The organism is Mesorhizobium sp. USDA 4132 (genome assembly GCF_056279545.1).
Genome location: NZ_JBWCCP010000001.1, coordinates 1,910,062 through 1,933,186 on the forward strand (window position 1 = coordinate 1,910,062; position 23,125 = coordinate 1,933,186).

At 59.3% G+C, this 23,125-nt stretch carries 23 protein-coding genes and 1 pseudogene; 14 read left to right on the forward strand and 10 right to left on the reverse strand.

The features are described from left to right. Positions 1-8 precede the first annotated feature (8 nt). Complete coding sequence (gene arsN2 / locus ACZ9IU_RS09980) at positions 9-449, reverse strand: arsenic resistance N-acetyltransferase ArsN2 (protein WP_038542545.1); 441 nt, start codon at positions 447-449, stop codon at positions 9-11. Then, positions 446-799, reverse strand: coding sequence for an ArsR/SmtB family transcription factor (locus ACZ9IU_RS09985; RefSeq protein WP_038542547.1), 354 nt, complete (start codon positions 797-799; stop codon positions 446-448). Before ACZ9IU_RS09985 ends, arsN2 begins: the two co-directional genes overlap by 4 nt. A 394-nt stretch (positions 800-1,193) precedes the next feature. Between ACZ9IU_RS09985 and ACZ9IU_RS09990 the strand changes: the two genes are divergently transcribed. Both ACZ9IU_RS09990 and ACZ9IU_RS09995 read left to right on the forward strand, forming a co-directional pair. Next, positions 1,194-1,790: a hypothetical protein gene (locus ACZ9IU_RS09990; RefSeq protein ID WP_038542549.1), complete on the forward strand. Its 597-nt coding sequence runs from the start codon at positions 1,194-1,196 to the stop codon at positions 1,788-1,790. A gap of 41 nt (positions 1,791-1,831) precedes the next feature. Then, positions 1,832-3,739, forward strand: coding sequence for an AAA family ATPase (locus tag ACZ9IU_RS09995; RefSeq protein WP_051899699.1), 1,908 nt, complete (start codon positions 1,832-1,834; stop codon positions 3,737-3,739). Positions 3,740-4,137: 398 nt separating this feature from the next. Here ACZ9IU_RS09995 and ACZ9IU_RS10000 read toward each other — a convergent pair whose 3' ends face one another. Next, a complete protein-coding gene (locus ACZ9IU_RS10000; protein WP_038549119.1) occupies positions 4,138-4,440 on the reverse strand; it encodes a hypothetical protein in 303 nt (100 codons plus the stop codon). Between the two features lie 332 nt (positions 4,441-4,772). Between ACZ9IU_RS10000 and ACZ9IU_RS10005 the strand changes: the two genes are divergently transcribed. Beyond that, complete coding sequence (locus tag ACZ9IU_RS10005; RefSeq protein WP_038542551.1) at positions 4,773-5,429, forward strand: hypothetical protein; 657 nt, start codon at positions 4,773-4,775, stop codon at positions 5,427-5,429. Between the two features lie 52 nt (positions 5,430-5,481). Here ACZ9IU_RS10005 and ACZ9IU_RS10010 read toward each other — a convergent pair whose 3' ends face one another. From ACZ9IU_RS10010 to ACZ9IU_RS10025, 4 genes are all read right to left on the reverse strand, one after another. Next, on the reverse strand, positions 5,482-6,255 hold the full coding sequence (locus ACZ9IU_RS10010; protein ID WP_038542553.1) for an amino acid ABC transporter ATP-binding protein: 774 nt from the start codon (positions 6,253-6,255) through the stop codon (positions 5,482-5,484). A gap of 48 nt (positions 6,256-6,303) precedes the next feature. Beyond that, a complete protein-coding gene (locus ACZ9IU_RS10015) occupies positions 6,304-7,425 on the reverse strand; it encodes an amino acid ABC transporter permease (RefSeq protein ID WP_437179054.1) in 1,122 nt (373 codons plus the stop codon). 40 nt (positions 7,426-7,465) lie between these two features. Next, positions 7,466-8,659, reverse strand: coding sequence for an amino acid ABC transporter permease (locus ACZ9IU_RS10020; protein ID WP_038542557.1), 1,194 nt, complete (start codon positions 8,657-8,659; stop codon positions 7,466-7,468). Positions 8,660-8,773: 114 nt separating this feature from the next. Next, complete coding sequence (locus ACZ9IU_RS10025; protein ID WP_038542559.1) at positions 8,774-9,799, reverse strand: amino acid ABC transporter substrate-binding protein; 1,026 nt, start codon at positions 9,797-9,799, stop codon at positions 8,774-8,776. Positions 9,800-10,163: 364 nt separating this feature from the next. Here ACZ9IU_RS10025 and ACZ9IU_RS10030 point away from each other — a divergent pair, with 364 nt between their 5' ends. Further along, entirely contained in the window at positions 10,164-11,354 is a 1,191-nt protein-coding gene (locus ACZ9IU_RS10030) for a cystathionine beta-lyase (protein WP_038542561.1), read from the forward strand. On the opposite strand, the gene ACZ9IU_RS10035 is transcribed toward ACZ9IU_RS10030, so the two are convergent. Together ACZ9IU_RS10035 and ACZ9IU_RS10040 are read right to left on the reverse strand one after the other, a co-directional pair. Further along, complete coding sequence (locus tag ACZ9IU_RS10035) at positions 11,355-12,518, reverse strand: FAD-dependent monooxygenase (protein ID WP_038542563.1); 1,164 nt, start codon at positions 12,516-12,518, stop codon at positions 11,355-11,357. A 13-nt stretch (positions 12,519-12,531) separates the two neighbouring features. Beyond that, positions 12,532-12,777, reverse strand: a complete 246-nt coding sequence (locus ACZ9IU_RS10040; RefSeq protein ID WP_007758304.1) for a zinc-finger domain-containing protein — start codon at positions 12,775-12,777, stop codon at positions 12,532-12,534. Positions 12,778-12,950: 173 nt separating this feature from the next. On the opposite strand from ACZ9IU_RS10040, the gene ACZ9IU_RS10045 reads away from it, so the two are divergent. The 7 genes and pseudogenes from ACZ9IU_RS10045 (at position 12,951) to ACZ9IU_RS10075 (ending at position 18,118) form a co-directional block, all read left to right on the forward strand. After that, positions 12,951-13,739, forward strand: a complete 789-nt coding sequence (locus ACZ9IU_RS10045; RefSeq protein WP_038542565.1) for an alpha/beta fold hydrolase — start codon at positions 12,951-12,953, stop codon at positions 13,737-13,739. Between the two features lie 116 nt (positions 13,740-13,855). Then, positions 13,856-14,677: a serine O-acetyltransferase gene (gene cysE / locus ACZ9IU_RS10050; protein WP_038542567.1), complete on the forward strand. Its 822-nt coding sequence runs from the start codon at positions 13,856-13,858 to the stop codon at positions 14,675-14,677. Positions 14,678-14,843: 166 nt separating this feature from the next. Further along, complete coding sequence (locus ACZ9IU_RS10055) at positions 14,844-15,047, forward strand: DUF3126 family protein (RefSeq protein ID WP_038542569.1); 204 nt, start codon at positions 14,844-14,846, stop codon at positions 15,045-15,047. A gap of 24 nt (positions 15,048-15,071) precedes the next feature. Further along, a pseudogene (locus ACZ9IU_RS10060) lies at positions 15,072-15,387 on the forward strand (transposase family protein); the annotation flags it as partial. A gap of 101 nt (positions 15,388-15,488) precedes the next feature. Beyond that, positions 15,489-16,163, forward strand: coding sequence for a response regulator (locus tag ACZ9IU_RS10065; RefSeq protein ID WP_038542571.1), 675 nt, complete (start codon positions 15,489-15,491; stop codon positions 16,161-16,163). Then, positions 16,160-17,608 (forward strand): sensor histidine kinase, encoded by a 1,449-nt coding sequence (locus ACZ9IU_RS10070; protein ID WP_038542573.1) that lies wholly within the window; start codon positions 16,160-16,162, stop codon positions 17,606-17,608. Before ACZ9IU_RS10065 ends, ACZ9IU_RS10070 begins: the two co-directional genes overlap by 4 nt. 117 nt (positions 17,609-17,725) lie before the next feature. Further along, a complete protein-coding gene (locus ACZ9IU_RS10075) occupies positions 17,726-18,118 on the forward strand; it encodes a hypothetical protein (protein ID WP_038542575.1) in 393 nt (130 codons plus the stop codon). A 375-nt stretch (positions 18,119-18,493) separates the two neighbouring features. On the opposite strand, the gene ACZ9IU_RS10080 is transcribed toward ACZ9IU_RS10075, so the two are convergent. After that, a complete protein-coding gene (locus ACZ9IU_RS10080) occupies positions 18,494-19,123 on the reverse strand; it encodes an outer membrane protein (RefSeq protein ID WP_038542577.1) in 630 nt (209 codons plus the stop codon). A gap of 498 nt (positions 19,124-19,621) precedes the next feature. Between ACZ9IU_RS10080 and ACZ9IU_RS10085 the strand changes: the two genes are divergently transcribed. The 3 genes from ACZ9IU_RS10085 (at position 19,622) to clpA (ending at position 23,124) form a co-directional block, all read left to right on the forward strand. After that, a complete protein-coding gene (locus tag ACZ9IU_RS10085; protein WP_038542579.1) occupies positions 19,622-19,972 on the forward strand; it encodes a phasin family protein in 351 nt (116 codons plus the stop codon). A gap of 256 nt (positions 19,973-20,228) precedes the next feature. Next, entirely contained in the window at positions 20,229-20,582 is a 354-nt protein-coding gene (gene clpS / locus ACZ9IU_RS10090; protein ID WP_007758328.1) for an ATP-dependent Clp protease adapter ClpS, read from the forward strand. A gap of 10 nt (positions 20,583-20,592) precedes the next feature. After that, on the forward strand, positions 20,593-23,124 hold the full coding sequence (gene clpA, locus ACZ9IU_RS10095) for an ATP-dependent Clp protease ATP-binding subunit ClpA (RefSeq protein WP_038542581.1): 2,532 nt from the start codon (positions 20,593-20,595) through the stop codon (positions 23,122-23,124). The last annotated feature ends 1 nt before the right edge of the window (position 23,125 follow it).

Below are 23,125 nucleotides of genomic sequence, written 5' to 3' on the forward strand. Positions count from 1 at the left end.
GTCCGTTGTTAGGTCGGAGGTTTGGTCAGTTTCATGATTGTTGCGGATGCCGGGCAGATGCCTGAAAGCTGACGGGTCCCAAGGATGGCGTCCGGCACGTCCGCGCGATGAACCGCCTCAAATCCAAGGTTAGAGAAGAACGGCGCAGCAGTGGTCGTAGCGAGATAAACGTTACCAGCTACCGGAGCTGCCCTCAGGGTCTCGGCCACGATCATCCTTCCGTAGGACTTACCCCGATGATCCGGGAGCACGACCACAGATCGTAGCAGAGCGTCCTCGCCGCATTGTTCGACGCCCGAGTAGCCGACCGTGTTGTTGTCTGGTGCGACAGCACGAAAAAACGTACGGCCGGGTTCGGGAACATCCTCTGTTGGTAAACCGGAAAGTGACAGCGCCTTTATCAGGTCACTGATGTCACCGGCGACACTTTCCAAGCGGACAGATGTCATGACGGCCTCCCCACTGATTCGCAGCACGGTGTCAATTCCGCAATCAACGGGGCACAAAGCTCCGTCGAGCCACCACAGCAATCCTTGAGGAGGAAGAGAGTGAGGTCCCGGAGCCCATCGAGATCGGCGCGGTAGATGATCGAGCGGCTTTGACGCTCGCTCTTCACCAATCCTGCTCGGGAAAGCGTGGCGAGATGTGCTGACATGGTGTTCTGGGGCACGTCGAGCAGCTTCGCCAGTTCACCAGCGGGAACACCGTCAGGCTCGTGCCGCACCAAAAGACGAAACGTCTCAAGCCGTGTGTTCTGGGCAAGCGCAGAGAGCGCTATGATCGCTGATGTGTTCTCCATATATCCAGAATAATGGATATGACGGTTTTGTCAACGCTTTTATCTGACACGCTAGAAGGGCCACGGCTTCGGGCGCTGTGAAGACGCTGTTACGCGCGTACCCGGTCTTCTCCGACAGAATTCCGGTATCGACCAGGTTCTTCGGGGCGGTAGAGGCCGATTGGAAAGAGACGTCAAGGAGCGAAGCCAGGCGACCGACGGTCAGGGAAGGGTATTCATGCAGAATGGCAATCGGCAAACGACAAGCGAGGCCTCGACATTCGGTTGACATTCACCTCCGTGTTCTTTATTTGTTCTCCGTATGACCTTACACGTGCTGCAACTACTACGAATAACGCTTTGATCGCCGCCTCCCGTTGGAGGCAGTTCCCATGCGTTTACGTGAGTAGTTCAGATGAGTGTTGAACCGTCGTCTTCTCAACCCTGGAAGCCAGTATCCCAGGGCCAGATTTTCTACCCTTCAGCTACAATTCGATGCGACGGCCCTGTGATCTTTCGCAGCCAGTTCGCCAGGGATGTGGCTTGCCTTCTCGACATTGATGACGCCGTCATGGAGTGGCGTTGCCAATCTTTGCCGTTCCGAAATGGTGCCGCGATTTACCGTCCTGACTTCGTTGCCAAAGTTGATCAGGATACCGTCGTTATCGACGCGGTCACCGAAGACACACCTTTATGGATGGTCGACGCCGTCCGTGAGGGTGGATACAAGTACGAAGCGGTGCAGCGACAGGAGCTGCCTTCGATCCGGCTGAAGAATGCAAAAGACCTTCTCCGCTATGGTAAATTCCAGGCAGGCCTGGAAGATCGCGTGCGACTGCTCGCTGCCCTTGACGAACATGGGACCCTCACTCTTGCCGAATGCCTATCGGTGTTTCGCGAGACCCGGCCAATAGCAGGCCTGGCGTCCATGGTCCTCAGCCGCTTCATCGACATTGATCTGGATGAAGCATTGATTGGACCCGAATCCACCGTCCGCCGCCGTCGCGGCTGACCTCAGGTTTCGAAGCAGCCGAAGGCTGCGAGGGTATATTCATGTTCAAGAAACAATCGAACAGCGTGAAATCCGCTGAAGACTGCGCTTTGCTGTGCTCGATGAAGCGCGCCCTGAAATGCCATACTGTGTTTGCAAAAGGCGGCGCAGGCATTCTGGTGCTGATTACGCCCGAGAACCAAGCGCCCGCGCGGTATGGAGCAGCCATTCTAGATGAACTGTTCCCAGATGACGACTACCGGCGCGATGATCGTGGCTTCATGTACGTCTTGAAGGGCGACAAGCTGTCGAAGACGCTAGACGCCTTTCGGGATGATTGCTTGAGGAAACGGAGAGCCATCGTCGTCGTCGAAAATGGCGCGACAATTCCGGCTGCAATCAAGGTCGGAGCGGACGTTGTTGCCAATATCCCTCCTGTCACTCCCCGAGATTTGCAGATCGCCTGCCGGGTTGTCTTGGGGATTAAAGTGACCCTCGACGAGGCGAAACAAGCGGCTTTGTATCCGGAGCACCTGTTATGGTCGGCCTTACGCCCAGGTCGCACGATGTCTTCGGTATTAGAACGGCTGGCATCAACCGGTCCTGATGAGGATACCGTATCAACGCGAAGACCAGCTCGTGAAATTCCTGCTCTGGAAACGATGTTCGGTTACGGAGACGCGAAAGTCTGGGGAATGCAGCTGGCGCAGGACCTGGAAAATTGGCGTAACGGCGTTATCGACTGGGATGACGTGGACCGGGGCATCGTCCTCAGTGGCGCTCCTGGTGTCGGTAAGACCATTTTCGCTCAGGCGGTGGCAAAGCAATGCGGAGCGACGCTGATCGCAACATCCCTCGGCCAGTGGCAATCCAAGGGACATCTCGGGGATTTGTTAAAGGCCATGAGAGCGGATTTCGTATCGGCAAGGGCGGCTGTGCCATCAATTCTGTTTGTGGACGAACTGGACTCAATCGGCGACCGGCAGAAGTTCAAACACGACAACGCCGACTACTCGATCCAGGTCGTCAATGCCTTCCTGGAGCAATTGGACGGCCTAGGAGGCAGAGAGGGCGTGATCTTCGTGGGCGCGACCAATCACTTCGACAGGATCGACCCCGCCGTTGTTCGGGCTGGCCGACTGGAGCGACATGTGGTCATCCCACTGCCAGATGCGGCAGACCGAGTAGGGATTCTCGCGCAGCATGTCGACTTCTGTATCCCGGTAGACGAGTTGCATAAGCTGGTCGTTCCGACACAAGGGATGTCCGGTGCCGACCTGGCCCAAGCTGCTCGTAACGCCCGACGCATTGCTCGTCGGGAGAAGCGAAGGATCACCATCGATGACTTGCTGGAAGGACTGCCTGAAGTCGTAAGGTTGAGCGATGAACACAGGTACGCCAACGCAGTTCATGAATCTGGCCACACTCTTGTCGGGATCAAGCTCGGCGTGGGCAAGTATGTTGGTACACGGCTGGTCGAGCAAATCTCTCTTGGGAAAGGTGCCAACAACCAAGCAGGAGCCGCATATTTCGAGATGCCGATCATCGAGCACCGGGGGCGGGCCAACTACGATAACCAGATCGCGATGACGCTAGCGGGTCTGGCGGCTGAAGAGTTGATCTTTGAGGAAACCTATGACGGAGCGGGTGCCGGTCCTTCGTCCGATCTTGCGAGAGCAACCAGGCTGGCCACGATGATGGAAACGGCGCTGGGTATGGGTGCATCGTACCGGCACTGTGCCGCGACCGATGACGACGCTCTAGAAGTTCTGAGACGCAGCGACCCAGACCTGCGGGGACGCATCGACGCGAAGCTCTCGAAGGAATTCTCCCGAGCCAAAGAAATTCTGGAGAATGACAGGGCCGCGCTTGTCGCGTTAGCAAAGGAGTTGTTTGAACAAACGATGCTCGACCCGCAACGGGTCACGGCGATCATGAATTCTGCGAGCGGGAAGAAGAACGCGGCTTAGCTTTCTACGCTGTAGTCGAGCGATCTAACCTCGTCATCGGTCTGATGGCGGGGTTTTTTGCATGCTTAAATCCTTGGCACCGGCAATCGGCACGGGCGGCTGACGTGAATCAACCACATAGTCCGGCTGCCCTTTCGCCAGCTTGGCGCAATACCAATCAGTCATTCTTTCCAGAGAACGTTGACGGTGGCTCCGGCTGCGACTAGCATCGGGTGTGTCGCTGAGCCATTGCCTTCGCAATGCTTGCGTCGAACATTCGCATTTGAATCGGCTTGATTTAGGAAAAAGCCAAGGTTTCCCAATGACCTTTATTCTCATGTGATGTGTCGGACTATAATTGGCTACTGAAACTGTTGGATTTTTCCAAGATGTTGCGCAGCCGAAACTGATCCGCGCGATTACCTGGCATAATAAACAGACACACCCACCGGGTAGGCATAGACGCCCCGGTAGAAGAATCCATTGCGATACAAACACCCTCGCAACCGCACGGCGGGCAGACTGACCTCGGCGATTGCTCCTGCCTCTGCCAGACCGGCTTCTGGAAGGCATCGCGCCAGCGCCCTGTTGTACGCCTGCATAAGTTGAGGGCTGCTTTCCACGGGCACTGCTCCGTAGAGCTGCAAATTCGACCGAGCTTCTGCCACCATCGGCGTGAAGATCAGGCTAAGCGCCACGCCCATTGCGAGCTTGAGGTTCATCTGTTCGCTCTCCGCTTGATACGATGCCGCGTTGAACGCGATGTCAGGCGATTTGTTCCTAAGCTCCTTGAAAGGCAGTCCGCAGCTGCCGCCAAAATGGCCGGGCTCACGAAATCCTATTCTTGCCGCATTGCGGATTCGGAATGGCCGCATTGTTTCGTATTATGGGTGATGTCAGTTCCGTAGCGTCAGGCGCGCGGAAGGCAGCCCGGCGATCTTGCGGCCACAGGCCTCGGCAAACGCCTTCAACACATTGAAATGGTTTTCATTCGGGCAGTTCCGACTGCCCGGACCCCTTGCATTGTTTTTGAGCCTTCGAGTGGGGATTTGATATGAACAGGATATTGTCTGCCGGCGCAGTTCTTGCGCTTGCGTCTTTTTTGACGGCTGGCCCGGGGTTTGCGGAGGATAAGCCGCTGATCTGGAAGCCGATCCGCAACTCCGATACCAGTTATTCCGTCAAGCTCGGCCTGAAGCTGCCGACCCGGCTCGAAACCGAGGCCGGCATCTCGATGGGTGTCGACACGACGACGAGTGGCACGCCGGTCGACACGCCGATCAAGTTCTGGAGCAATTTCACGGCGCAAAAGATCCAGACGCCCGCCTATCAGCTGAACCGCGGCATTGGCGTTGATCTCGACGGCAATACCGGCAGCGCCGGGATCACCATGAATTATTACGAAAAGGAGATCGCGACCCCGACGATCGATATCGAGAGGCGCAGCAGCTACGGCATGCGTTATGACGGGGCGTCGGGAGAATGGCGCGGCGTCGATGCCAGCCAGTCGGTTAGCCTGTTGCACAGCCCAAGCCGCACGGCGCTGGTCGGGCGGGCAAGCGGCAGTAACGGTTTTCGCGCGGTCGGGGCAGGCGTCGCCGTCGAAAAGACGCTCGGCCGATACATGACCCTCAGCGGCGCGCTGGACCGGACGTCGGACGCGCCCGATCCGGTCGCAAGCGTCAACGCCCGTTATTCCTTCCGCTGGTGAAACGAAAACGGGGCGCCGAAGCGCCCCATGATTGCATCCCCGACAAGTCGGATCAGTGCAGGATCTGGCTGAGGAAGAGTTTCGTGCGCTCGTGCTGCGGATTGTCGAAGAATTCGGCCGGCGAGTTCTGCTCGACGATCTGGCCCTGGTCCATAAAAATCACCCGATGGGCTACCTGGCGGGCAAAGCCCATTTCGTGGGTGACGCACAGCATGGTCATGCCCTCTTCGGCAAGGCTCACCATCGTATCCAGCACTTCCTTGACCATTTCCGGATCGAGTGCCGAGGTCGGCTCGTCGAACAGCATGATCTTCGGTTTCATGCACAGCGAGCGGGCGATCGCCACGCGCTGCTGCTGGCCACCAGAGAGCTGGCCCGGATATTTGTTGGCCTGTTCCGGGATCTTGACGCGGGCGAGATAATGCATGGCGATCTCTTCCGCCTGCTTCTTCGGCATCTTGCGGACCCAGATCGGCGCCAGCGTGCAGTTTTCCAGGATCGTCAGGTGCGGGAAGAGGTTGAAGTGCTGGAACACCATGCCGACTTCGCGGCGCACTTCGTCGATCTTCTTCAGGTCGTTGGTGAGCTCGATGCCGTCGACGATGATGTTGCCGGCCTGATGTTCTTCAAGGCGATTGATGCAGCGGATCATCGTCGACTTGCCGGAGCCGGACGGGCCAGCGATGACGATGCGCTCGCCCTTCATCACCTTCAGGTTGATGTCGCGCAGCACGTGGAAATCGCCGTACCACTTGTTCATGCCGATGATTTCGACGGCAACGTCGGTAGCCGAGACGGTCATTTTTTTGGGTTGGGCGTCTGCCATTTATATCCCCTTAGTTATCGTTTGTGGCTAGGCACAGCTTCAAGCCAGCTATCGCTTCAGGTTGGTGTCGAGGTGCCGCTCCATGAAGGCGGAGTAGCGCGACATGCCGAAGCAGAACAGCCAGAAGATGAAGCCCGCGAAGATGAGGCCGGTGATCGGTGTGACTGGGCTGATCCAGGTCGTGTCGGTGAAGTTCAGCTGCACGATCCCGAGAAGATCGAACATGCCGATGATCGATACCAGCGACGTATCCTTGAAGAGGCCGATGAAGGTGTTGACGATGCCCGGAATGACCAGTTTCAGCGCCTGTGGCATGATGATCAGCCGGATCTTTTGCCAATAGCTGAGGCCGAGCGAATCGGCGCCTTCGAACTGTCCTTTCGGGATCGCCTGCAGGCCGCCGCGAACGACTTCCGCCATGTAGGCGGAGGCGAATATCGCCACGCCGACCAATGCGCGCAGGAAGTTGTCGATCGTCCAGCCGGTCGGCAGGAAGAGCGGCAGCATCACGTTCGCCATGAACAGCACCGTGATCAGCGGCACGCCGCGGATGACCTCGATGAAGGTGACGCAGATGACCCGGATCACCGGCATCGTCGAGCGTCGTCCGAGCGCGAGCAGAATGCCGACGGGGAGGGAGACGGCGATGCCGACGAAGGACAGGATGAGCGTCACCATCAGGCCGCCCCACAGTGGGGTTTCGACCTTCTGGAGCCCGAACGTGCCGCCATGCAGCAGGAAAAATGCGACGATCGGCAGGCCGACGAAAAGCAGCAGCGCATTCAGGCCCTTGCGAGGCAGTTTCGGCATCAGGATCGGCACGAGAAGGGCGATGAACAGGATCGCCACCAGCATCGGCCGCCAGCGTTCGTCCAGCGGATAACGCCCGAACATGAATTGCTGGAAACGATCGCCGACAAACGCCCAGCAGGCGCCGCTCCAGCCGTTCGGCTTGATGCCGCCTTGCACGGCGGTGGTGCAGAACGAGCGGTCCGTCCCGAACCAGGCCGCCTGGACGAACAGCCAGTTGATCATGCCCGGCAGGAGCCAGACCAGAAGCGCAACCGCAAGGATCGTCAGTGCGGCGTCTTTCGGCGTGGCCAGGAGGTTGATGCGGATCCAGCCCGAGGCACTCCTGGTGCTGAGCGGAGCGGGTGCGGGGGCGATCATTTCCGGGCGGACATAGGCAAGATTTTTCGTGTTCATGATCTTACCTCTCCACCAGGGCCATTTTGGAGTTGAACCAGTTCATGAACAGCGAGGTCGTGATACTGATGCTGAGATAGACGGCGAGCCAGATCGACACGACTTCGATCGCCTGTCCGGTCTGGTTCATCGTGGTGCCGCCGGTTGCGACCAATTCCGGAAAGCCCACGGCAATGCCGAGCGACGAATTTTTCGTAAGGTTGAGATATTGGCTGGTCAGCGGCGGGATGATCACCCGCATTGCCTGCGGTACGACGACGAGGCGGGTCGTGGTGGCGGGCTGCAAGCCGAGTGCCGCGGCCGCTTCGCTCTGCCCTTTGGCCACGGCCCGGATGCCGGCGCGGATCGTCTCGGCGATGAACGAGGCCGTATAGAAGGACAGGGCCAGATAGAGGGCCACGAATTCCGGGGCGATCACCGATCCACCGGAGAGGTTGAAGCGGCCCGCGATCGGGAAATCGAAGGTCAGCGGAGCACCGGCGGCAAGGAAGACGAGGACCGGCAGGCCGACGATCAGCCCGACCGCCGTCCAGATCGTGTGGAACTGCTTGCCGGTGCGCATCTGCCGCTGTTTTGCCCAGCGCGCGACGAAGAAAGTCGCAACGACAGCGACCAGCAGCGCGATGGGGATGACCCATGCGGCGTCACCCCAGACGGGCCTCGGGAAGGCCAGCCCGCGGTTGTTGAGCACCATGCCGAGCGGCAGTTTGACCGAGTCCCGAACCTGCGGCAGGGACGAAAGCACGCCCTTGTACCAGAAGAAGATGATCAGCAGCACCGGAATGTTGCGGAAGACTTCCACATAGACGGTGCAGAGCTTTGCGATCAGCCAGTTCTTCGAAAGACGCCCGATACCGATGATGAAGCCGATGGTCGTGGCGGTGATGATACCGAAAAACGCCACCAAGATCGTATTGAGAAAACCGACGAGGATGGCGCGCCCGTAGGTCGAATCGCTCGAATAGTCGATAAGCGAAGCGCCGATATCGAAACCGGCGCGGCCTTTGAGGAACTGATATCCGGAAGCGGTACCGGAGCGCGCAAGGTTGGCGACGGTATTGTCGAAAATCGACCAGCCGACGCCGACGACGATGACGAGCGTGAGGATCTGGAAAAAAATAGCCCGGATCTTTGGATCGTAGATATAGGATCTGAGAGTTCGCGCTTCGGAAGGCGCAATTGCAGCGTGATCTGTCATGCTGGCCTTTTCCCCTGTGACCTCGTTTTTGAGGTCTTTTTCTTTTTATGCGTTTTTCTTTTTATGCCGGGGATAAGGCGGCTGAGCCGCCTTATCCCGTCTTGGTTTGGCCGATTAACGAACCGGCGGAGCGTATTGCAGGCCGCCCTTGGTCCAGAGCGCGTTCAGGCCGCGCTGGATCTTGAGGGGAGTGTTCTGGCCGATGTTGCGCTCGAACACTTCGCCGTAATTGCCGACGGCCTTGATGATGTTGTAGGCCCAGTCGTTGGTCAGGCCGAGGTCGGTACCGATCTTGGTATCCTTTTCGACGCCGAGGAAGCGGCGGACGTCCGGGTTGGTGGAGGACTTGCGGATGTCATCAACATTGGCCTTGGTGATGCCGAATTCTTCAGCCTGCACCAGTGCGTAATGCGTCCACGAAATGATGTCGAACCACTGGTCGTCGCCCTGGCGAACGGCCGGGCCAAGCGGCTCCTTGGAAATGATTTCCGGCAGAATGATGTGCTCATCCGGGTTCGAAAGCGACAGGCGCAGCGAATAGAGGCCGGACTGGTCGGTCGTGTAAACGTCGCAGCGGCCTTCCTGGTAGGCCTGGTTCACTTCCGGCAGCTTTTCGTAAACGACCGGCTTGTATTCGAGCTTATTGGCCTTGAAAAAGTCGGCGAGGTTAAGCTCGGTGGTGGTGCCGGACTGAACGCAAACGGCAGCGCCGGAGAGTTCCAGAGCCGACTTCACGTTGAGGCTCTTCGGTACCATGAAGCCCTGACCGTCGTAATAGTTGACGGTACGGAAGTTGAAGCCGAGCGCGGTATCGCGGTTGATCGTCCAGGTCGTGTTGCGGAACAGGACGTCGCCTTCGCCCGACTGCAGCGCCGTAAAGCGGGTCTGCGAGGTGGTCGGGGTGTATTTGGTCTTCGTTGCGTCATTAAAAATGGCAGCAGCAACGGCTTTGCAGTAGTCAACGTCGAAACCGGACCAGTTGCCCGATGCGTCCGGTGCGGCAAAGCCGGCGAGACCGGTGTTGACGACGCACTGAACGAAACCCTTGGACTTGACGGTATCCAGCGTGGCGGCCGATGCCGCCGATGCGAAGCCAAGGACCGCTGCGCCAATCGCGGCTGACAGAAGCGTCTTTTTCATTTTCCCAACCTTTATCTGTGGTTTTCTGTGACTTGATGGCACCAACCGCTCCCCTGTCTTTTCGAATACGGCCGGCCGCCCGCTAACCCTCCCGGTGCAGGCGTTGCTATCTCATTCGCAAAACAACGCAGGGTCAAGTGTCGCCATTTCGAATTGCGTCTGAAATGAGGTAAATTCGTTAACCCGGCTCAGAAAACGCTCAGTTACCTAAAGTTTAGGCAACGTATGATCAAAAGAGGTGCGTTTTCCGTGAGATGGAAGGTTGCCTGATGTGACTGATTTAAGCGCCTGTCGCGGGGTTGACCGGGCCCTGTTGCGGCGGCAAAACTTTGTGTCTCCATTGCCAAAGAAAGCTCTCCCCGACATGAAAAAGACGAACGAGTCTCTGTTCACCGGCGCTGGCCCCAATACGCGTCTCGCCCATATGGGCAACGATCCGTCCGACTACCACGGCTTTGTCAATCCGCCGGTCGTTCACGCTTCGACCGTGTTGTTTCCCGACGCTGCGACAATGGAGAAGCGGGCCCAGAAATATACCTACGGGACCCGCAGCACGCCGACGACAGATGCGCTCTGCGCGGCCTTTGACGAGCTGGAGGGCTCGGCCGGCACCATTCTTGTTCCCTCGGGGCTGGCAGCGATTTCGGTGCCGTTTCTCGCCTATCTCTCGGCCGGCGACCACGCCCTGATCGTCGATTCCGTCTACACGCCGTGCCGTAATTTCTGCAATACGATGCTGAAGCGCCTCGGCGTCTCGATCGAGTATTACGATCCGGAAATCGGCGCCGGCATCGAAACGCTGATCAAGCCGAACACCAGGCTGGTCCATACCGAAGCTCCGGGCTCCAACACCATGGAGATGCAGGATATCAGGGCGATCGCCGACGTGGCTCACCGACACGATTGCGTCGTCACCATGGACAATACCTGGGCAACGCCGCTTTATTTCCGGCCGCTCGATTTCGGCGTCGACGTTTCGATCCATGCGACGACGAAATACCCGTCGGGCCACTCGGACATCATCATGGGTTCGGTTTCGGCCAATGCCAAGCACTGGCCCAAGCTCGAGGAAGCCCGCATTGCGCTCGGGATCTGCGGCGCACCGGATGATTCCTACCAGATCCTGCGCGGCCTGCGCACCATGGGTGTGCGCCTCGAACATCATCAAAAGAGCGCGCTCGATATTGCCACATGGCTGGAGAGCCGCGAGGATGTCGCGCGCGTCCTGCACCCTGCGCTGCCGAGCTTTCCGGGCCACGCGATCTGGAAGCGCGATTTCAAGGGCGCCAGCGGCGTCTTCTCCTTCGTGCTGAAGGCGCAGGGCGACAGGGCGAAAGCCAAGGCGCATGCTTTCCTGGACGCGCTCTCCTTCTTTGGCCTCGGTTATTCCTGGGGCGGTTACGAGAGCCTCGCCGTGCCGGTCAATCTGTCGGACCGCACCATCCGCAAAGCGCCGCCGGAAGGTCCGGTCATTCGCCTGCAGATCGGCCTGGAAGACGTGGCCGACCTCAAGAAGGACCTGGAAATCGGCTTCGCGGCGGCGGCCGAGATCTGATCACCGCGCCTTGAAGCCGTAAAGCCAGTCGAAATCCGCCGCAAGCGATTGCGGCGGACGCAGCGACAGGACGATGTCTCGACCGAGCCGGATCGGGCCGCGCGCGTGATAGGCGAAACGGTTGAACAGGCCGCGGGCGCGAACCTTGGCGATTCGCCCCGTACGCTCGCTCTCGAACTCGGCGAGCGCTTGCGCAAGGGGCAGGGGACCGGTCATCCGGTTTGCGAGTACGAACGCGTCCTCGATCGCCATCGATGCGCCCTGGGCCGCAAACGGCATCATCGCATGCGCCGCATCGCCGATCAGCACCATGTCGCGACCGTTGTGCCAGCGCCCGGCACTCACCTCGTAAAGCGGCCAGAAGGTCGGCTGTTCGGCTCTTTCGATCAGTTGAACGATGCGTCGGTCCCAGCGATGGAACTGGCCGAGCAGCATGCGCCGCTGTGCATCGCCGGCTTGCGCATCCCACGTCTTGCCGGGGCTGATGCCGGAGGCGATGGCGACGATGTTGAACCCGTCGATCTCCTTGAGCGGGTAGGCAACCGCATGGGTCGAGGGCCCGAGAAAGGCGGTGACCTGGCCCGCCTCCAGCCAATCGGGTCTGGCGCTGCCGGGAATCGTGAAGCGCCAGGCGACATTGCGTGAAAAATCGGGCTCCGGGCTGTCCGGTATGTCGGCGCGCAGATTGGACCAGACGCCGTCGGCGCCGACGATCAGGGGATAGGTTCTGCCGGTGATTCCCGCCAGCGTCCCGTGCGGATCCTTGCGGACAGGCGTATCCAGGTGGATGCTACAGAGCGAGTTCTGTTCGACCGCGGCAAGCAATGCCTGTTGAAGCGTGGCGCGGTGCAGGACGCCGTAAGGCGCACCCCAGCGCTCGCGGGCAAAATGCCCGGTCGGCACATGCGCAAGCGGTCGGAGCGACGTCCCCGAAACCAGCGCAATGCGCTCCGGTTCGGTCCACACGGCTTCGAGCGCGGGCAAAACGCCGAGTTCGGAGAGTACGTGCGAAGCGTTCGGCGATATCTGCAGGCCGGCCCCGACCTCGATCAGGGCGGGCGCCTCCTCGAAAATGTCACAGGCTATACCATGGCGGGCGAAGGCGAGCGCGGCCGTCAGCCCGGCCATGCCGGCGCCGATGATCGCTACTCTTTCAATGGGCATGTCGGAATGCCGATCAGGCGGCCTTGACGTGGAAGACGCAGCCCGGGGGGTCGGTCTGTTCGGCCTTCAGCGACGGATTGTAGCGATAGAGGGTCGAGCAATAGGAGCAGACCTTCTCGTTGTCGTCGCCCATGTCGATGAAGATATGCGGATGGTCGAAGGGAACCGAAGCGCCGGTGCACATGAATTCCTTGACGCCGATCTGGATCAAGCGATGTCCGCCGTCGTTCTGGAAATGGGGAATGCTGTGTCCGGCCATGATGGTCTCCGATACTTGAATGCGGCGCGTCTGATTTGCGCCGGACATTAGCCGCCCGCTTGGTGATTGTGTAGTGGGAAAACCGCCGCAGGCGCGTCGATTTCGTGCCGGGCACGGGTTCAAACGCCGCGGCTCATCCCTTATGTTCCCGGCGTCAATGAGGAATGCCTTCGATGAATCTCAACGCGCCTGCCTTTTCCACGTTTTCCCATGAGGGTCTCGATCTTGCCTATTTCGACGAAGGCGATCCGTCGGGCGATCCGGTGCTGCTCATCCATGGGTTTGCCTCGAGCGCGCTGGTCAACTGGGTGCATCCGGGCTGGCTGAAGACGCTCGGCGACGCGGGTTACCGGGTAATCGCCATGGACAATCGCGGGCACGGAGCAAGCGACAAACCGCGCGATCCGGAAGCCTATCGGCCGTGGGTGATGGCGGAGGATGCGATGGCGCTCCTCGATCACTTGAGGGTCCCGGAAGCGCATGTCTTCGGTTATTCGATGGGCGCCCGCATCTCGGTCTTTTCGGCACTTGCGCATCCGCATCGGATACGTTCCCTGGTCCTCGGAGGCCTCGGCATCGGCATGACCGACGGGGTAGGGGATTGGGACCCGATCGCAGACGCCTTGCTCGCCCCCTCGCTCGATGACGTAAGCCATGCCCGCGGCCGCATGTTCCGCGCCTTTGCCGATCAGACGAAGAGCGACAGGGAAGCCCTGGCCGCCTGTATTCGCGGCTCGAGGGATTTGGTAACCCGCGCCGACATGGGCCGTATCGACGCGCCGACACTGATCGGGGTCGGAACCAAGGACGACATCGCCGGTTCCGCGCAGGAGCTCGCCGCTTTGATGCCGCATGCGATTTCCCTCGATATCCCCAGCCGCGACCATATGCTCGCAGTCGGCGACCGGGTGTTCAAGAAGGCGGTTCTGGACTTTTATGCGGAACTCTCCGCAAGGCCGTAGGTTTCTTCATTCTTACGATCAACGGAATGCGATTTTGCGCCCATTGGTCTCGGCGTAAACTTATTCTATATACTGGCCGTACGAAGCTCTGCCGTACGGCAAACGAGGAGACGGCGATGGCCGCGAGAACTGAAATCCGCCAGGAGCCGGTCGCGACGATGGATCCCATCTGGGATACGTTGCGCCAGGAGGCGCGCGCAGCGACCGAGCAGGACCCGCTGCTCGCCGCATTTCTGTATTCTGCCGTGCTCAACCATCGCTCGCTTGAGGAATGCGTCGTGCACCGCATCTGTGAGCGCCTCGCTCACGCGGATATTCCGGACGTCCTCCTGCGCCAGACCTTCATGGAAATGTTGGCCGACTGGCCGGAATGGGGCGCGATCCTGCGTGTCGATATCCAGGCCGTCTACGACCGCGATCCTGCCTGCCTGCGGTTCATGGAGCCGGTGCTCTATTTCAAGGGTTTCCACGCGATCCAGACCCACCGGCTGGCGCATTGGCTGTTCAACCGCGGCCGCCGCGATTTTGCGCTCTATCTGCAGAGCCGCTCCTCCAGCGTCTTCCAGACGGACATCAACCCGGCAGCCCGCATCGGCAAGGGCATTTTCCTCGATCACGCCACCGGCCTGGTGGTCGGGGAGACGGCCGTGATCGGCGATAACGTCTCGATCCTGCACGGCGTGACGCTCGGCGGCACCGGCAAGGAAGGCGCCGACCGCCATCCGAAGATTGCCAACGGCGTCCTCATCGGTGCCGGCGCCAAGATTCTCGGCAATATCGAGGTCGGGTCGTGCTCTCGCGTTGCCGCGGGCTCGGTGGTCTTGAAGGCCGTTCCGCCGAAGTCGACTGTCGCCGGCGTGCCGGCAAAGGTGGTTGGGAGTGCCGGGTGTTCGGAACCGTCGCGCCTGATGGACCAGATTCTCGGGGCTGACGATTGATTCGTCTGCGTTCGCCTTGCCGCTCGCCCGACATCGACGGCTCACGGAATATCGTGAGCCACTGAACATCGGGGAAAGAGCGGCAAAGGCTATTTCTGGCGGCTTTACTTTCGCCTTTGTCCCATGCCAAAAGCGCCGCAACCGAGAACCGCTGACGGAGAGAGACGTGAAACCGGACGAAATCAAGAAGCTCGACGCCTATTTCAAGCGCGTGATCAATCCGCAGGCGATCGTCAAGGCGCGTCCGCGCAAAGACGACTCGGCCGAAGTTTACCTCGGTGACGAGTTTCTCGGCGTCGTCTACATCGATGACGAGGATGGCGACCGCTCCTATAACTTTTCGATGGCGATCCTCGACGTCGATCTCTAATCGATCTCCCTGCGCTTTCGGCGCAAAAAGAGGGCTCAAAATCAGGTCCTTGGCCGCTCTTGCGGCGGCCTGAGCACCTAGATTCACATGGTGTTGCGTGGGTTGGGTTACACCCACCGACGGCCGCAAAGGCAATGCACCGAAAGCCGATGTCCTTTTCGAAAATCTTACCGCCAGGTCATCAGGGGCGATACCGCCTCTGAAAGTGATCGCCTGCGCACCGAAATCGCCCGGAAAGTCGCAGTCGCCGGCATTCCCGACAATCCTTCTTGCGCAAAAAATACACGCTGGACAAGCACCTCATGCTCAGCGCGCTCTGATCGGACGCTGCTTCTCAAAATTCTAGCGATTCTGCAGGCTCGCCTGACTTCGTAATGTTCGGGCAATTTTCGCCATATCACTGGATGAGCGCCGCCGCGGCAGAGGATCCGGAGACCTACATTGCGCATATTATTGCTTGAAGATGAGCCGGAAATGGCGGCGGCATTGATCACCGCACTTGGACGCCGTGACATCATCGTCGACCATGTGAGCACGCTTGCCGATGCAGAACTGATGGCTCGGATCGGGACTTACGACGTGCTCGTATTGGATCGCCGGCTGCCGGATGGCGAAGGCCTCGATCTCATCCCCGTGCTTCGCTTCCAAAAAAATACCACCCCGGTCCTGATGCTGACGGCACTTGCTGGTGTCGATCACCGCGTCGAAGGGCTCGATGGCGGGGCCGACGACTATCTCGGCAAACCTTTTGCGATCGAAGAGCTGCTGGCGCGATTGCGCGCGCTGCAGAGGCGCTCGCCGACGGTTTCCGCCGAGCGATTTTCCCTCGGCAATCTGACGGTCGATCCACGCAGCAACGAAGTTGCCGTTGCCGGAGGTTTCATCGATCTGGCGCGGCGAGAGTACCTGGTCGTCGAGGCGTTGATCCGGCGCGCGAACCGCATCGTCACACGATCGATGCTGGTGGACGCCGTCTATACGATCGACGACCAGATCGAGTCCAATGCCCTGGACGCGCATGTCTCGCGAATCCGGCGCAAACTCGGCATTGCCGGAGCGTCGGTGGAAATCCGTGCGGTCCGTAATATCGGATATCTGCTGCGGGTCAGCACATGAGACCGCGCACTGGCCGCTCGCTCAAATGGGTACTGACCCGGCGCCTGATCGGTCTTCAGGCATGCCTCTTGGTGTTCTTCTTCGCCTTGCTCGCCGGATGGGTCTGGATCATCGATCCTGAACTCGAAGACACCAATGAATCGGTCATCCGCGTACTCGCAAAACACGTGGTACGCCAAGCCGACGGCAGGCTCGATATGGCTGACGCGCCGGAGCTTGGCGAATTGACACGTCGGTATCCTGATCTGTGGTTCATCATCAGGGATGACAGGAACAATCTCTACCGGCGGGGCGTCTTTCCGAAAGAGCTGCTGACCGAAGTTTTCCCGATGTCAATCGAAGGGGCAACATTGAAGGGCGGCCCGAGTGCGCACGTGGCGGTCGGCAATCGCGACACGCCGATCGGTCGGCTTCAGTTCGTGGCATCGACAGACCGCATCGGTGCGAAAAACCAGGATGTCAATATCTGGATCAGTCTCGACATCGATGTTCCCGAGGGCGGCGGCGGCGCGGAAACGTTCTGGCTGACTGTGGTACCGGCGACCGGCGTTATTCTGGCCATTCTGGTGGTTCCGATCCTGCTCGTGACCGGCGCGGCAACGCTGATCGTCACACCTTATTCGATCGGACGGTCGTTGACCGGTCTGGTCGAGACAGCCAACCAGGCAAAGGCGATCGAATTCGAAACACGATCAGCCCGCCTCAAGGTTTCGAAAGTCCCAAGCGAGATCGTTCCGCTTGTCGATGCCTTCAATCACACACTTTCCAAGCTTGATCGCGGCTACAAGCAGCATAGCCGCTTTCTGGCCGATGCCGCACACGAACTGCGCACGCCGATCGCGATCGTGCGAACGCGGGCAGACCTTTTGCCGGAAAGTGCGGACAGTCGGCAACTGCTGCAGGATATCGATCGTCTTTCCAGGGTCGCGCACCAGCTGCTCGACATCCAGGCTATCGGCGCTGGTTCTCAGGCTGCACAGATGGTCGACTTGAACCAGCTGGTCGGACGGATCGCTGCCGATCTCGCACCTGGAATCATCGATGCCGGCTACGATTTCCTCTTCGAGCCGGCTCCTGCCGAGGCACCCTTCATGATCTATCCCTCGACGATAGAGCTTGCGGTGACCAACCTGATCCGCAATGCAGTCGATCATTCCGGGTACAAGGGCGCGATCGCGGTCTCGGTCGATGCGCAAGGCTTCATCGACGTCTGTGATGAGGGGCCCGGCATCCCTCCAGCGGAACGTGGCCGCGTGTTGGAGCCGTTCTACCGGCTGAATACGCACTCGTCCGGCGCAGGCTTGGGGCTCAATCTGGCGCGCAAGGCGGCGGAGCTTCATTTCGGGCGGTTGCTGTTTGCCGATACCGACAGCGGGTTTCGGGTGCGCCTTGAGATCGGTGGGTTGGACGGCAGCCGGGCCCCGACCGATAGCAACTCCCTTTGAGGGTGGGACTAGCTTGCCTGCGGTCGGTAGCCGTCATTCGCAGAGGCCTTCGACATCGGTAATGCACTCGCAATCTTCGCCACGTAGCGAGCGGTAGAGCCAACTGGAGCCGCCGCTATGCACAAGAAATTACTATGGAAAATACGTCGAACGCAGTCGTTCTTTGCTCTCGCAGCCGTTGCGCTGCTGGTAAGCTGTGCATCGCAGATCATGAAAAACTATGTCGGAGGGCCGCTGGAGGCGGTGATACTGGACTACGGGCCACCCGACAACGTCGTTGAAATCGGTGCCGGTCAAAGGGCCTATCAATGGCGGCGCGTCAACACGGAAGCGGTGGCGGGCACCACCAGTGGCGAAGTTCGCCAAACACGTCATGGCGAACGTTATGAGGTCTCCCAGTCGCCAGGCTACGTCAAGGAGACCGAATGCTTCTACACCTTCTACGCGCGGGCCTCCGGGACGCAATGGTTCGTCACGAATTTCCGTAGGCCGCAACTCGAATGTGAGTGACCGACCTACCGCAGCCGAAGATCGCCGCGGCGGATTTCATGGAATTATGAAAATCAAAGCCCTGCAGCGCCTCTCGAAAAGACGAGCGGCGCTGCAGGGCTTCAGGTGGTGCGCGAGAAATGCCATTCAGCCGAAGGGCGGGTGGTCTCAGATATAACCTGCTGCGTGCTGCAATAATCCAAACTTGTTCCCAAGCCCTCAGATCCGGATGATTTTAGGCCGGCTTGGCCTGAAATCTGATTCCGAAAACGGCTCATGCGGCTTCCGCCGCAAGAGACGCTGCAGCACTTTGAATGGCGGCATGATGCGGTCGCTAACACGATTCCGTTTCGAGGAATTATGCGCTAAGGCACGCGCTACCCTGAGTGACATGCCTTAGAAGCGCAGGTTTATGCCTGCCTTGATCACGTGGCTGTTGATATCCGCACGTGTGGTACCGGCATCTGTGGTCGTCTTGACGTCCGGGGTCACGATGTAATTGTACTCGACCTTTGCAGAAAGGCCGTTTCCGAAAGCCTGCTCGACGCCACCGCCGACCAAATAGCCACCTTCCCAGCCCGGGCCGCGCCGAATGTTGTTGCCGTTGTCGAATTTGGTCATCGCATAACCGGCAGTGCCGTAAAGGAGCGTCTTGTCGAGGCCCACCCCGACCTTGGCTTTGGCGGCCAGCCGCCACTGCTCTTCAAGTTTGCCTCCGTGCACATTCTGATCGGCGCCGCCCGAATAGGCGCCCTCGACTTCTGCACCCAGCACGGCGGAATTGAACTGGAGATTGTATCCGGCCTGTGCCCCGGCGGCGAGGCCCCTGCCATCGGAAAAAGGATTGAGATGGCTGGAGGCAACACCGGCATGTCCGCCGACATAAGCGCCGGTCCAATCGTACGTGGCTGGTTGGCCGTAGGGCGCCTGGACGTAGGAATTGTCCAGATCGGCTGCCATGGCAGCTTGGGAAAGCAACATGGCGAAAGCGGCTGACAAGCCGAAACGTGTTCTCATCGAAGGCATCTATGACTCCAAACAAAGCGCGGCGCCCTTCAGCGCGGCGTGAAGTGAACATGGGCGCGTGAAAGAAGGCTCCCGCGAACCCTTCGAGACATGTCCCGAAGGATGGGTGTCATTCTGCTTGCGAGGATTACCGGTGGATTACGCAAACCGGGGCGTTGGGCGGAGGGACGGCCAGGACATATTTTTTGTTGCTGAAACTTTTCGTCCTTGAACAGCTGCAAACGGACAAGCAGTCGATTTGAGCAGGATGATTTTAGCGGTGTCGCTTTTCTTTGATTCGTGTGGAGCGACCGACCGGAAAGAAAATAGCTGCGACGTTTTGCGCGGTGGTTGTGATTTGCTGATATATCTTCGCAAAATCAGAAACCTGACTCTGTCTATGCATTTGCATAGAGCCGATTGCAACCAAAGGTGATTTTGCGCCGCACAAATCAGCCTTGACTTTTATCCGTAGGCCGCTTTCAATCAGCAAATACGAATAGAACAAAGGGACAGGCGATGTTCAATTTCGATGAGGCCAACAAGAAGAGCAAGGAAGCGATGGACGGAATGCTGAAGAGCTATTCCGAGATCGCCAAGGGTTATCAGGCGATCGCTACCGAAGCGACCGATTATTCCAAGAAGTCCTTCCAGGATATGACGGGTTTCATGGAAGAGCTTGCCTCCACCCGCAGCGTCGAGGCGGCCTTCGAGCTCCAGACCAAATACGTGAAATCGGCTTATGAAAGCTTCATTGCCGAGTCGACCAAGATCACCGACATGTATGCCGATCTCGCAAAGACGGCCTACAAGCCCTACGAGGCGCCGGTCGCCAAGTCGACCGCCGTGGTGACCGCAAACGCCGCGTAACGCGCATAGCGGCCCCTTCAAACGACGCTTTCATCATAGAAGGCCGGCGGCGTTCAGCGCTGCCGGCCTTTTTGATTCATGCCAATGCGGAAATATCCGACTTTCGGCATGTTCCATCATCTCTTTAGCGGAATAGTGATTGCGTGGCCGCAAAGGGGGCTTAAAATCCGCGTTCAATGAACTAAGTTAGGAAGACTAAAGTCCGGCCGTTCGGCCATTCGGACGAACCCGCCGGATGACTGGGGAATGAATGAAGATGATCGCACTGCCGATCTTGATGCAAGCTGAAAAGGGTGGCGACGGAGACAACGCAAATCGCGGTACCTCGGTCATCACTCGTACGAAGCCGAAAACAAAGAAGCCAAATCTCTACCGCGTACTGCTGCTGAATGACGATTATACGCCGATGGAGTTCGTCATCCACATTCTGGAACGTTTCTTTCAGAAGGACAGGGAGGCAGCGACGCGTATCATGCTCCACGTCCACAATCACGGCGTGGGGGAATGCGGAATATTTACATACGAAGTAGCGGAAACCAAAGTGTCCCAGGTCATGGACTTCGCCCGGCAACACCAGCATCCGCTGCAATGTGTCATGGAAAAGAAGTGAGGAACCCGACGTGCCAACATTTTCGCCTAGTCTAGAAAAGGCGCTGCATCAGGCACTGACCTTTGCCAACGAGCGGCATCACGAATATGCCACGCTCGAGCACCTGCTTTTGGCGTTGATCGACGATGCCGATGCAGCCGCGGTCATGGGCGCTTGTAACGTCAATTTGGAAACCCTGCGCAAGACCGTCGCCGACTATGTCGATAATGAACTTGCCAACCTGATCACCGGTTATGACGAGGATTCCAAGCCGACCTCCGGCTTCCAGCGCGTCATCCAGCGCGCCGTCATCCACGTCCAGTCCTCCGGCCGCGAGGAAGTGACCGGCGCCAACGTTCTCGTCGCGATCTTCGCGGAACGGGAAAGCCATGCGGCCTTCTTCCTGCAGGAGCAGGAAATGACCCGCTATGACGCGGTCAACTATATTTCTCACGGCATCGGCAAGCGTGCTGGCACCTCCCAGACCCGCACGCCACGCGGCGCCGAGGACAGCGAGTCGGAAGCCAAGCCCTCCGCCCGCGATCAGGAGGAAGGTTCGGCCAAGAAACCGCAGGATGCCCTCAAGGCCTATTGCGTCAACCTGAACGAAAAGGCCCGCGACGGCCGCATCGACCCGCTGATCGGCCGCCATGCCGAAGTCAACCGGACGATCCAGGTCCTGTGCCGGCGTTCCAAGAATAACCCGCTCTACGTGGGTGATCCGGGCGTCGGCAAGACGGCTATCGCCGAAGGCCTCGCCAAGCGAATCATCGAAGGCAAGGTGCCGGAGGCTCTCGCCGACGCCACCATCTTCTCGCTTGACATGGGTACGCTGCTCGCCGGCACCCGTTATCGCGGCGACTTCGAAGAACGGCTGAAGCAGGTCGTCAAGGAACTTGAAGAGTATCCGGGCGCGGTCCTGTTCATCGACGAGATCCACACCGTCATCGGCGCCGGTGCCACTTCCGGCGGCGCGATGGATGCCTCGAACCTGTTGAAGCCGGCGCTGTCTTCGGGCGCGATCCGCTGCATCGGTTCGACCACCTATAAGGAATACCGCCAGTTCTTCGAAAAGGACCGGGCTCTGGTTCGCCGCTTCCAGAAGATCGACGTCAATGAACCGTCGATCGACGATGCGATCGAAATCATGAAGGGCCTGAAGCCCTATTTCGAGGAATACCACAAGCTGCGTTACACCAACGACGCGATCAAGGCGGCTGTCGAGCTTTCGGCGCGCTACATTTCCGACCGCAAGCTTCCGGACAAGGCGATCGACGTGATCGACGAGACCGGCGCGGCCCAGATGCTCTTGCCCGCTTCCAAGCGCCGCAAGCTGATCACCGAGAAGGAAATCGAGGTGACGATCGCCACGATGGCGCGGATCCCGGCAAAGACCGTCTCCAAGGATGACGAGATGGTTCTCGCCAACCTCGAAAAAGAGCTGCGTTCGGTTGTCTATGGCCAGGATGCGGCGATCGAAGCCCTGTCGACCGCGATCAAGCTTGCCCGTGCGGGCCTGCGCGAGCCGAACAAGCCGATTGGCTCCTACGTCTTTTCCGGCCCGACTGGCGTCGGCAAGACGGAGGTCGCCAAACAGCTTGCCGCCTCGCTCGGCGTCGAGATGCTGCGGTTCGACATGTCGGAATATATGGAGCGCCACACGGTCTCGCGGCTGCTCGGCGCACCTCCCGGTTATGTCGGCTTCGACCAGGGCGGTCTCCTGACCGATGGCGTCGACCAGCATCCGCACTCAGTGGTCCTGCTCGACGAAATCGAGAAGGCGCATCCGGATATCTACAATATCCTGCTGCAGGTCATGGACCATGGTTCATTGACCGACCACAACGGCAAGAAGATCGATTTCCGCAACGTCATCCTGATCATGACGACCAATGCGGGCGCGTCGGAAATGGCCAAGGCCGCCATCGGCTTCGGTTCGTCCAAGCGCACCGGCGAGGACGAAGAGGCGATCAACCGCCTGTTCACACCGGAATTCCGCAACCGCCTCGATGCGATCATCCAGTTCGCACCGCTGCCGACCGAGGTCATCCATCAGGTCGTTCAGAAGTTCGTCATGCAGCTCGAGACGCAGCTCTCGGAACGCAACGTCACCTTCGACCTGCATCAGGATGCAATCGCCTGGCTGGCGGAAAAGGGTTACGACGAGAAGATGGGTGCCCGCCCGCTCTCACGCGTCATCCAGGAATACATCAAGAAGCCGCTCGCCAACGAGATCCTGTTCGGCAAGCTGCGTAAGGGTGGTGTGGTCCGCGTCACTGTGGGCAAGGGCGAGGATGGCAAGGACAAGCTCATCCTCGACTCGATCTCCGAGGCGACCCCTGTGAAGCCGAAGCCGGAGGCCGAGGTGGAAGAGGCCGCCGAGGAAGCCGAAACCAAGGTCGTCAAGGCCAAGGCGCCGAAGAAGTCGGCGCAGAAGGACAAGGACGGCGGCCCGGCCAGGGCTCGCGCCATGGTCGATGCGGACGTGATCGCCTCGGATGACGCGCCCAAGACGCCGCCCCGCAAGGGCACCACGGTGCCGCGCGTGCCGAAGAGCAAATAAC

Bases quoted from the DNA above. Each gene is read 5' to 3' on its own strand.
- arsN2 (WP_038542545.1), bottom strand. From the start codon at position 449: ATGACATCTGTCCGCTTGGAAAGTGTCGCCGGTGACATCAGTGACCTG.
- ACZ9IU_RS09985 (WP_038542547.1), bottom strand. From the start codon at position 799: ATGGAGAACACATCAGCGATCATAGCGCTCTCTGCGCTTGCCCAGAAC.
- ACZ9IU_RS09990 (WP_038542549.1), top strand. From the start codon at position 1,194: ATGAGTGTTGAACCGTCGTCTTCTCAACCCTGGAAGCCAGTATCCCAG.
- ACZ9IU_RS09995 (WP_051899699.1), top strand. From the start codon at position 1,832: ATGTTCAAGAAACAATCGAACAGCGTGAAATCCGCTGAAGACTGCGCT.
- ACZ9IU_RS10000 (WP_038549119.1), bottom strand. From the start codon at position 4,440: ATGAACCTCAAGCTCGCAATGGGCGTGGCGCTTAGCCTGATCTTCACG.
- ACZ9IU_RS10005 (WP_038542551.1), top strand. From the start codon at position 4,773: ATGAACAGGATATTGTCTGCCGGCGCAGTTCTTGCGCTTGCGTCTTTT.
- ACZ9IU_RS10010 (WP_038542553.1), bottom strand. From the start codon at position 6,255: ATGGCAGACGCCCAACCCAAAAAAATGACCGTCTCGGCTACCGACGTT.
- ACZ9IU_RS10015 (WP_437179054.1), bottom strand. From the start codon at position 7,425: ATGATCGCCCCCGCACCCGCTCCGCTCAGCACCAGGAGTGCCTCGGGC.
- ACZ9IU_RS10020 (WP_038542557.1), bottom strand. From the start codon at position 8,659: ATGACAGATCACGCTGCAATTGCGCCTTCCGAAGCGCGAACTCTCAGA.
- ACZ9IU_RS10025 (WP_038542559.1), bottom strand. From the start codon at position 9,799: ATGAAAAAGACGCTTCTGTCAGCCGCGATTGGCGCAGCGGTCCTTGGC.
- ACZ9IU_RS10030 (WP_038542561.1), top strand. From the start codon at position 10,164: ATGAAAAAGACGAACGAGTCTCTGTTCACCGGCGCTGGCCCCAATACG.
- ACZ9IU_RS10035 (WP_038542563.1), bottom strand. From the start codon at position 12,518: ATGCCCATTGAAAGAGTAGCGATCATCGGCGCCGGCATGGCCGGGCTG.
- ACZ9IU_RS10040 (WP_007758304.1), bottom strand. From the start codon at position 12,777: ATGGCCGGACACAGCATTCCCCATTTCCAGAACGACGGCGGACATCGC.
- ACZ9IU_RS10045 (WP_038542565.1), top strand. From the start codon at position 12,951: ATGAATCTCAACGCGCCTGCCTTTTCCACGTTTTCCCATGAGGGTCTC.
- cysE (WP_038542567.1), top strand. From the start codon at position 13,856: ATGGCCGCGAGAACTGAAATCCGCCAGGAGCCGGTCGCGACGATGGAT.
- ACZ9IU_RS10070 (WP_038542573.1), top strand. From the start codon at position 16,160: ATGAGACCGCGCACTGGCCGCTCGCTCAAATGGGTACTGACCCGGCGC.
- ACZ9IU_RS10075 (WP_038542575.1), top strand. From the start codon at position 17,726: ATGCACAAGAAATTACTATGGAAAATACGTCGAACGCAGTCGTTCTTT.
- ACZ9IU_RS10080 (WP_038542577.1), bottom strand. From the start codon at position 19,123: ATGCCTTCGATGAGAACACGTTTCGGCTTGTCAGCCGCTTTCGCCATG.
- ACZ9IU_RS10085 (WP_038542579.1), top strand. From the start codon at position 19,622: ATGTTCAATTTCGATGAGGCCAACAAGAAGAGCAAGGAAGCGATGGAC.
- clpS (WP_007758328.1), top strand. From the start codon at position 20,229: ATGATCGCACTGCCGATCTTGATGCAAGCTGAAAAGGGTGGCGACGGA.